The 8,727-nt window shown below is 64.7% G+C and carries 11 protein-coding genes and 1 pseudogene; 7 read left to right on the top strand and 5 right to left on the bottom strand.

All coding sequences use genetic code 11. The features are described from left to right. Positions 1-674 (bottom strand): aromatic ring-hydroxylating dioxygenase subunit alpha (locus tag ACIQ42_RS11955; protein ID WP_397422417.1); only part of this gene is annotated, 674 nt, incomplete at its 3' end. A gap of 29 nt (positions 675-703) precedes the next feature. Beyond that, complete coding sequence (locus ACIQ42_RS11960; protein ID WP_397422418.1) at positions 704-838, bottom strand: hypothetical protein; 135 nt, start codon at positions 836-838, stop codon at positions 704-706. Positions 839-951: 113 nt separating this feature from the next. Here ACIQ42_RS11960 and ACIQ42_RS11965 point away from each other — a divergent pair, with 113 nt between their 5' ends. Together ACIQ42_RS11965 and ACIQ42_RS11970 are read left to right on the top strand one after the other, a co-directional pair. Then, positions 952-1,326, top strand: coding sequence for a BlaI/MecI/CopY family transcriptional regulator (locus tag ACIQ42_RS11965; protein ID WP_397422419.1), 375 nt, complete (start codon positions 952-954; stop codon positions 1,324-1,326). 98 nt (positions 1,327-1,424) lie between these two features. Next, on the top strand, positions 1,425-2,459 hold the full coding sequence (locus ACIQ42_RS11970) for an amidohydrolase family protein (protein WP_397422420.1): 1,035 nt from the start codon (positions 1,425-1,427) through the stop codon (positions 2,457-2,459). A gap of 109 nt (positions 2,460-2,568) precedes the next feature. Here ACIQ42_RS11970 and ACIQ42_RS11975 read toward each other — a convergent pair whose 3' ends face one another. Beyond that, entirely contained in the window at positions 2,569-3,153 is a 585-nt protein-coding gene (locus ACIQ42_RS11975) for a TIGR00730 family Rossman fold protein (RefSeq protein ID WP_397422421.1), read from the bottom strand. Positions 3,154-3,336: 183 nt separating this feature from the next. On the opposite strand from ACIQ42_RS11975, the pseudogene ACIQ42_RS11980 reads away from it, so the two are divergent. Further along, positions 3,337-3,534: pseudogene (locus tag ACIQ42_RS11980) on the top strand (cold-shock protein); the annotation flags it as partial. Positions 3,535-3,720: 186 nt separating this feature from the next. Further along, positions 3,721-3,942 (top strand): cold-shock protein, encoded by a 222-nt coding sequence (locus ACIQ42_RS11985; RefSeq protein WP_397400327.1) that lies wholly within the window; start codon positions 3,721-3,723, stop codon positions 3,940-3,942. Between the two features lie 29 nt (positions 3,943-3,971). Here ACIQ42_RS11985 and ACIQ42_RS11990 read toward each other — a convergent pair whose 3' ends face one another. Then, positions 3,972-5,063 (bottom strand): phosphatidylinositol-specific phospholipase C1-like protein, encoded by a 1,092-nt coding sequence (locus ACIQ42_RS11990; RefSeq protein ID WP_397422422.1) that lies wholly within the window; start codon positions 5,061-5,063, stop codon positions 3,972-3,974. A gap of 128 nt (positions 5,064-5,191) precedes the next feature. Here ACIQ42_RS11990 and ACIQ42_RS11995 point away from each other — a divergent pair, with 128 nt between their 5' ends. Both ACIQ42_RS11995 and ACIQ42_RS12000 read left to right on the top strand, forming a co-directional pair. Continuing rightward, positions 5,192-6,796, top strand: a complete 1,605-nt coding sequence (locus ACIQ42_RS11995; RefSeq protein ID WP_397422423.1) for an EAL domain-containing protein — start codon at positions 5,192-5,194, stop codon at positions 6,794-6,796. Positions 6,797-6,843: 47 nt separating this feature from the next. Continuing rightward, complete coding sequence (locus ACIQ42_RS12000; RefSeq protein WP_397422424.1) at positions 6,844-7,233, top strand: VOC family protein; 390 nt, start codon at positions 6,844-6,846, stop codon at positions 7,231-7,233. Positions 7,234-7,280: 47 nt separating this feature from the next. Here the strand turns inward: ACIQ42_RS12000 and ACIQ42_RS12005 are convergent, their stop codons facing one another. Further along, positions 7,281-7,445, bottom strand: a complete 165-nt coding sequence (locus ACIQ42_RS12005; protein ID WP_397422425.1) for a hypothetical protein — start codon at positions 7,443-7,445, stop codon at positions 7,281-7,283. Positions 7,446-7,714: 269 nt separating this feature from the next. On the opposite strand from ACIQ42_RS12005, the gene ACIQ42_RS12010 reads away from it, so the two are divergent. Continuing rightward, positions 7,715-8,727, top strand: a 1,013-nt coding sequence (locus ACIQ42_RS12010; protein ID WP_397422426.1) for a M20/M25/M40 family metallo-hydrolase, incomplete at its 3' end; no start/stop codon positions are given.

Below are 8,727 nucleotides of genomic sequence, written 5' to 3' on the forward strand. Positions count from 1 at the left end.
TAGACGCTGGCGTCCCTTGGCGGCGCGCTGGCGAAGATCACCTGATCCACCACTTCAGTCCGGTATTCAGACACAACCACATCGGCGTCGAACTCCGGGTGCACCATCGGCAGGTGGTATCCCTCCAGATAGTTCTCCACATAGGCCTTCCAGTTGCAGGCGATGCGGTGGCTGCGTCGCTCGGTCAACGGAAACCCTGCCTGCCCGTCCGGCCAGCGCGCCGCCAGCGGGGCGATCAGCGCCGCGAGCGGTTCGGCCCCGAGGTCCAGATTGACGAACACCAGCCCGCGCCACACCTCCACGCAGACCGGAAACAGGCCATGGTCACGGGGATCAAACCCCTCAAGCGCTCCGAAATCCACGGCGTTGCGAAGCCGCCCGTCGAGCGCATAGCGCCATCCGTGATAGCGGCAGGTGAAGGCCTCTCCGCAGTTGCCCGTACCATCCGCCACCAGCGCGCCGGCCCTATGCCGGCAGACGTTGTGAAAGGCCGCGAGCTCGCCATCGGCCTTGCGCACGACAACCACCGGGGCGCCGCCGATCACATCGGCGAGATAGTCACCGGTCACCGGAACCTGGCTGTCATGGCCCATGAATTGCCAGCTGCGGCGCAGCACGTGTTCCCGGTCGCGCCGCAAAGCGTCTTCGCCGCGATAGAGGTCAACCGACAGCAATTGCACCCCGCTGTGCTTGCGATGCAAATCTAGCAGCGCCGAAGCCAAAGATACAGCAAGGCGGCGACGCCCGGCGGCGCCACGGCGACGGCGCCAGGCATGCCGATCCCGTCGGGATGCGCCGTCGCTGCGGCATCCGGCACAGTCATCTGTTCAGCTGTCACAAAGCCCCCTCAGAGCAAACTGCCTCAGTCCTGACACGCCGTCCAACGCCAATACGCCCCACGCTTGACAGCGCAAACTACAGGCGTAACCTCCGGATAGCTACAGGTGTAAGATGACGAAGATTTCCGGTGCGGAAAGTCAGATCATGGAGGCTGTGTGGTCGCAGGGCCCGCTGACGGCCGAGGAGATCATACGGGCCGTAGGTCCAGCGCAGCAGTGGGGTGAGGCCACCGTCAAGACCCTGATCAACCGCCTGCTCAAGAAGGAGGCCCTTGCCTCGGAGCGCACTGGCGGCCGCGCACTCTATCGCGCACTGGTCACCCGCGAGGCCTATGTGACTGGCGAGAGCCAGGGACTGCTCGACCGCCTGTTCGGTGGCCAGATCGCGCCGCTCGTGGCGCACTATGCCCAGCATCGCGCGCTGTCGCCCGAGGAAGTCGCGCGGCTCAAGGCCCTGATCGCGGAGTTCGAATCCGATGATGAGTGAAATCCTCTCCGCCTTCCTGCGGGCCAACGCGACGTCACGGTTGACCCCGGCTCACCCGGCCTTAGCGTGAGCTCTAACGATGAGCAGGGAGCGACATCATGCAGGAAACCATCCTCGATCCGGATCTGCCCATCGTCGATCCGCATCACCACCTCTGGGACAATCGTACCTACGCGGCTCCCGAAGTCGACGCCCATCCGTTCATGACGGCGATCAAGCCGGCGCGGCGCTATCTGCTGGACGAACTAAGGGGCGATACCGAAAGCGGTCACAACATCGTCGCGACGGTGTTCGTCGAGTGCGGCGCCTACTACAAGGGCGGCGGCTCGCCTGATCTGAAGCCGGTGGGCGAGACCGAATTCGTCAACGGCGTAGCAGCCATGAGCGCCAGCGGCATGTACGGCCCCTTCCGCGCCTGCGCCGGGATCGTCAGCAAGGCCGACCTCTTGCTGGGCGATGCGGTGAAGCCTGTGCTGGAGGCCCATATCCGCGCCGGCGGCGGCCGCTTCAAGGGCATCCGCAACTCCGCCTCCTTCGATGACGACAAGGACGTGCTCGGGCCACTCAACCGCGTAGAGGCCGGCCTCTACCGCGACGCCACGTTCCGCAGGGGCTTCCGGCATCTGGGCGAGATGGGTCTGTCCTTCGACGCCTGGCTGCTCGAGCCGCAACTGCCCGATGTCATAGACCTGGCCCGCGCCTTCCCGGATACGACCCTGGTGCTTGACCACGTGGGCACACCGCTGGGCCGGGGCGTCTACACCGGCAAGCTTCCGGAACGGTTCGACATCTGGCGCGACAATATCCGCGAACTGGCCAAGTCGCCCAAGGTGGTGGTCAAGCTGGGTGGACTGGCGATGGCTTTCTGCAACTTCCCCTCTTTCCTGGCCGAGCCGCGCGCGCCGTCCGAACAGCTGGCCATGGAATGGGGTCCCTACATCGAGACCTGCATCGAGGCGTTCGGGCCGGATCGCTGCATGTTCGAGAGCAACTTCCCGGTCGACATGGGCAGTTGCAGCTACGCCACCCTCTGGAACGCCTTCAAGCACATCGCCAGGGGCGCCTCGGCGACGGAGAAGGCCGCGCTGTTCTCAGGCACAGCGACCAAGGTTTACAGCCTGGACCTAACCTAGAGCCTGTCCGGTTCAGATGGAATCATCTGAACCGGATAAACAGGCTCGTTATCAAATGTTTAGAGCACGACGGGCGCTTGAACCGGTATCCACTTCAAGCTGTCGTGCTCTAGAATTTCGGCGCCGCCGTCAGCGTCCATTTCGGCGCCGGCGCAACATAACTCCGGAACTGCTGGATCACCTCGGCGGCGCTGTCGGCATAGATCAGCATGTCGACATAGGGCTGAGCGATGAAACCCTTGTCGGCCATCTGCTGGATCGTGGCCCGCATGAGATCGTAGTAGCCGCCCACATTCACGAAACCGCATGGCTTGGCGTGGACGCCCAGTAGCGCCCAGGTCCACTGCTCGAAGATCTCCTCGAAGGTGCCGGGCCCGCCGGGAAGGCACAGGAAGCCGTCGCTTAGCTCTTCCATCGCCTGTTTGCGTTCATGCATCGAGGCCACGACGCGAAGCTCGGTCAGGCCGCGGTGCGCAATCTCCTGACTGACAAGATGCTCGGGCATCACGCCCACCACGCGGCCGCCCGCCGCTAGCGCCGCGTCGGCCACAGCGCCCATCAGCCCGACCTTGCCGCCGCCATAGACCAGGGTCATGCCAGCCCGGGCGATCAGGGTTCCGCACGCCACAGCCTCGGCCAGAAATGCCGGATCGGTGCCTGGCGAAGAACCGCAGTACACGCAGATGCTGTTCACGTGCGTCCCTGTAGAGCCACTGTGTCGAAAGGGTCGCTCTAATAGGCTGATTGCGTAGTCATGTCACGGGCGCTGGCCATGTGGATAATCCGAGGCTACAAAGCGATCACGGCCTATCACGACGACTGGCCGGGCGCCGGCTTGTGCCCGGCGGAGACTTCTATCTCGGTGGGTTGCGACGATATGGCGAGCGGTACGGTCAAGTGGTTCAATTCGGCCAAGGGGTTTGGTTTCGTCCAGCCCGACGATGGCGGATCCGATGTTTTCATTCACATTTCAGCGCTGAATCAGGCGGGCCTCGACAGCCTGAATGAAGGCGACAAGGTCGACTACGAACTCGAGCAGGATCGACGTTCGGGCAAGCTGGCGGCGACCCAGATTGTCGTGACGGCCCAGGGCGCGCCTGCGCCCCGGCGCGCGGGCGGCGGTGGCGGCTTCGGCGGCGGTGATCGCGGCGGCTACGGCGGCGGCGGCGACCGTGGCGGCTTCGGCGGCGGTGGACGTGATCGCGGCGGCTTCGGCGGTGGCGGTGGCGGCTTTGGCGGTGGCGAGCGTTCGCGCGGCGCGATCGCAGGCTCCGGCGCCGGCGTCGTGAAGTGGTTCAATCCCACAAAGGGCTTCGGCTTCATCAAGCCCGAGGACGGTGGCCAAGACATCTTCGTCCACATTTCGGCGGTCGAGCAAGCCGGTCTGTCCGGCCTGAACGAAGGCCAGACCGTCAACTTCGACCTCGAGCAGGATCGTCGTAGCGGGAAGACCTCCGCGACCAACCTGAAGGTCAGCGGTTAGAGATAATGGAGGCTCGCTTCGGCGGGCCTCTATTTCCGGGCTGGCGATAGCCTCGCCTTGCCTCCTCCGGGCAGCGCCGCGACATAGGCGCTGAATCGGGTGTCGGGGGTCATGTAGTCCGTGGAAACATACTGAGCACCGGAGGCGAAGGCCGCCGTCTGGCGCGTCGGGTCATTGGTGCGCGCCTCGCGCGTGTCTGCGTCGGCTCGCGTCCGAACGATCACTCCAGCGTCTATGGCTGCCGCGATCTGGCCGGCCAGCTCCCTCGGTTCATTGAGCGTGATGTAGCCCGCGGCCGGCGAGGCGATGTCTGTATTCACGAAGGCTGCGCGGCCCTCCAGCGCCTTTCGGTCACCCCGATAACGCGCCGCCTGCCCGGGCGAACAATCCAGCGCGAACATCACCCGACCACGCGCTGCCTTCAGGCTCGGCCAGCCCCCGGCGGCCACCGCCTCGCGCAGGGTGGGAAAACGCCCCTGCACCTGGTCCGGGGTGATCAAGGCCGCCTCGGGAAACACGCTTCGAATCTCGGCGTCAATCATGTCCATGGCCGCGGCGTCGAACACCGGCGCCTTGACCGCGCCCGGTAGCGCCAGCCCACCTTCCTTGAGGTTCATGATCACGAGGATCGGCACGTGATCGGAATTCGCCTTTGACCAGGCCCGGATGTCCTTCAGACAGTCAACAAACAGCGGACACACGGACCGGTAGTCGACTGACTGCTCATGCAATACTTTGAGACCCGCCTCCTTCAACGGGGCGAAATCGTAGGGTTGAGCCTTGGCGCCGGCATTGCGGAATCCAAGCGGCGAGGCGAACGCACCGGGCGCTGGATCATAGACCATGTCGATCTCGAGCTGCCGAGCTCCGGCCTTCAGCTGCTCGTTCAGCGGCGGGTGGCTGTAGTCGATGGCGTCGGCCTCCCTGGGGTTCACCGCACGGATCATCGCCATCTCGTTGGGCGCGATCGCCATCTTGTAGCTGTTGTGGGTGCCGATCGCCTGAAGCGCATTCATCGGCAGTGCGTCCACCGCCACGCGTGTGCAGCCCGGCTTGCCCGACGGCGCCTCCAGGTCACAAGCGGCGGAAACGGCGGCGGCGGCGATGAGTGCAGCGATCATAAGGGCATCCTTGCAGGTCGACGCGACAATAAGGTGAAGCCGCACCCAAGGGGAATTCACGAAAAGCACTCATGAAAACGTCGCCTTAACGAGCACGACCTAAACGGGTAGCCAAGAGAGGGGTGCCATTGACCACGTCGTACAGACTTCTGGGATTTGCCTTCGCCGCGGCGGATCTGTTGATCGAGGTGACACCGAATGGTCGGATCGCCTTCGCCATGGGGGCCGGCGAGGCCCTGATCGGCATGACCGACGCGGCCATGATCAAGCGGCGCTTGTTCGACCTGGTCGACCCCTCTGACCATCCCATGCTGCAGTCGATGTTCGGTGGCCTGCTGGACGGCGCGCGAGCCGGGCCGGTGACCATCAAGGTCGCCACCCGGGCGGGTGCGCCGGAGCGCTTTGCGACCGTGATGGCCATGCGGATGCCGGGTAACAAGCACGCCATCTCGTGCGTTCTGTCGCGGGCCAACGCCCGGGGCCCCGCTGGACTACAGAGCCGCGAGTCCTTCGAAGCCCGGGCCTCGACGCTGCTGTCGCAGGCCTCACACGACCTGGACCTGACGTTCATCGAACTGGCCGGCCTCTCCTTGTCCGAAAAGGCCGCCGCTGATCCGGAGAAGTTGCAGGCATTGGTGGCCGGCATTCTGCGTGCGCAGGCCTATCAGGGCGAGGCCCCTGCGGAGATTGGTCCTGATCGCTACGCCTTGTTGAAGGACAACCGCGAGCCCACGGAGGCGCTGGTCGAACGGGTTGGTCGCATCCTTTCCGGCGAAGGCTATGGAGGCGTCGCGCCAACGTCGGCGAGCATGCCCATGACCGGCGTGACGCAACCAAAGCAGGTGATCAAGGCGCTGCGTTATGCCGTCGAACAGGTCATGCAGGATGGCCTGACCCTGCCACTTCCTGCCGACCTGGCCGGCGCCCTCGATCAGGCCACGCGCTCGGCGATGCGCAAGGCTGGCGCGCTGGGCTCTGCGATCCGACACCGCCAGTTCACCCTGGCCTATCAACCGGTCGTGAGCCTGACTGATGGAACCCTGCACCACCACGAAGTACTCGTTCGCTTCGGCGAAGAGGCAAGCCCGTTCCCGACCATCCGGATGGCCGAGGAGATGGACCTCATCGAGTCGCTGGACGTAGCGATCCTCGAGGAAACCCTGGCCGTTATGAAACGGGATCTCGCGATCGTCGTGGCCGTAAATGTCTCGGGGCGCAGCATTATGAGCGGCGGCTTCGTAACCCGCGTGCTTGGCCTGCTCAAAGGCCGCCCGGACGTCCGTGGGCGCCTGATGTTCGAACTGACCGAGAGCGCGGCGGTCGAGGACCTGGCCTTGGCGGATCGCCACATACAGGCTTTTCGCCGCGCCGGATGCGAGGTCTGTCTCGATGACTTTGGCGCCGGCGCAGCCTCACTGGCCTATCTTCAGCAATTGACCCTCGACATGCTGAAGATCGACGGGCGCTATATCCGCGACCTGCAGGTCGGTGGCCGCGAGGCAACGTTCGTGAAGCATCTGGTCAACATGTGCGCCGAGCTCAATGTCCGCACACTGGCCGAGATGGTGGAGACGCCGGAAGCGCAGGACGCCGTGCGCGCTGCGGGCGTCGACTATGCCCAGGGCTGGCTCTACGGTCGCGCCAGCGATACGCCCATCGACGCCGAGGTCGTAGCCGCGCGATCAAGGGTGCGATCCGGCGCGCTGCAGGTACGTTCGGTACTGGATCGATAGCCCTCGGCTGCGGATCGGTCGGAGCTGAATCAGGATAGAGGCGACGCATGCAGCGCCTCGCCCTCACCGCCCTCCTTGTCGCTGACTACGACGAAGCCCTCGACTTCTATGTCGGCAAGGTCGGTTTCGACCTGGCGGAGGATACAGACCTGGGCGGCGGCAAGCGTTGGGTCGTCGTCCGTCCGCCCGGGTCCGACGCAGCGTTGCTGCTGGCAAAGGCCGTCGATGGCCAGACCTCCAGCATCGGCAATCAGGCCGGGGGGCGGGTCTTCCTGTTCCTGCACACCGACGACTTCGCGGGCGACCACGCCCGGATGTCAGCCGCCGGGGTGCGCTTCCTGGAGGCGCCCCGCCACGAACCCTATGGCGTCGTGGCGGTGTTCGAGGATCTCTACGGCACCCGCTGGGACCTCATCCAGCCGGCGGCGCGGGCATAAGCGCGTCATCGATCTGGATCGTGCGGATTGTCGCCGGGCCACAGTCGCTATTCCGCCAGCTGCGGTTTCAGGTTTTCCCGTAGCAGGAACATCTCGACGAGGATCAGGTTCAGAACCCTGGCCAGCCAGACGATGGCCTGATAGGCGGTGGCGAAGTCGATCCCCATCATCTGCGACAGCGGAATACAGATCCTCAGCGTGACCGCGCGCACGCCCCCCGCATTGTGGCTTCCGGATGCCGAGCATCAACTTCCCGCCATGGATACGCCGGGCCGCCGCCGAACTGGGGCTCTGGATCGCGATCGGGCCGGTAATGGCGGTGTTAACTCCCTGTAATGTGAGAGGTCGTGCCTTCATAACGGTCGCAGCCTCGTTGGATCAGTTAAGGTAGGATCGACGAACGAAAGGTTTCTGTATGATGTCCCTTGCCTTCAGGCATGTTGTGGCCGTGGCCACAGCCCTTTCGCTGAGTGGCGCGGCAATGGCGCAAGTGAAGCCGTCGCCGGCCGACAAGACCATCCAGACCATCCGCAAAAGCACGGGCTTCAAGGCGGCGACAGCAAACCTGGATCGTGAGTATGACCGCATCGTCGCCGAGACGATCCTGCTCACCGAGATACCCGCCCCCCCTTTCAAGGAAACCGCAAAGGCCCAGGCCTATATGGCCATGCTCAAGACCGCAGGCCTCTCGGACGTCGAGATGGACGCCGAGGGCAATGTCATGGGCTTGCGTCGCGGGAACGGTCCGGCCGGCGCGCCGCTGGTGGTGATGGCCGCCCACCTGGACACCGTGTTCCCCGAAGACACGGACGTTAAGGTCCGCCGCGAGGGCACGAAACTGTTCGCGCCCGGCATTGGCGATGACACACACTCGCTGGCCGTCGTGCTGGGTTATGCGCGCGCCCTGGACGCGGCGAAGATCAAGACCACGCGCGACATCCTGTTCGTCGGCAACGTTGGCGAAGAGGGTCCAGGCGACCTTCGCGGTACGCGTTATCTGTTCGGCAAGGGCAAGTACAAGGACCGCATCGGCGCGTTCTTTTCCATGGACGGGACGTCTCCATTCCTCGTGACCTCCGGCGCCGTGGGATCGCGGCGATATCGGGTGACCTTCAAGGGGCCCGGTGGTCACAGCTATGGCGCCTTTGGCCTGGTTAACCCGATGGCGGCGATGGGCGCGACGGTGGTGGAGATGAACAGGATCGTCACGCCGACAGCACCCAAGACCACCTACATGACCAGTGTGGTCGGCGGCGGCACCTCCGTGAACTCGATTCCGGACAGCATCTGGCTGGAGGTGGACATGCGCTCCCCCGGCAAGGTGGAACTGGCAGAGCTGGACGCCCGGTTTCTGCAGATCGTCTCCGCGGCCGTCGACCAGGAAAACGCCGCGCGGTCCACCCGCCAAGGCCAGATCAGCGCCGACATCAAGCTGATCGGTGATCGCCCCACCGGCACGACACGCGACGATGCGGAGATCGTGCAGATCACGAC

The organism is Phenylobacterium sp. (assembly GCF_044372605.1).
Taxonomy (GTDB): Bacteria; Pseudomonadota; Alphaproteobacteria; order Caulobacterales; family Caulobacteraceae; genus Phenylobacterium.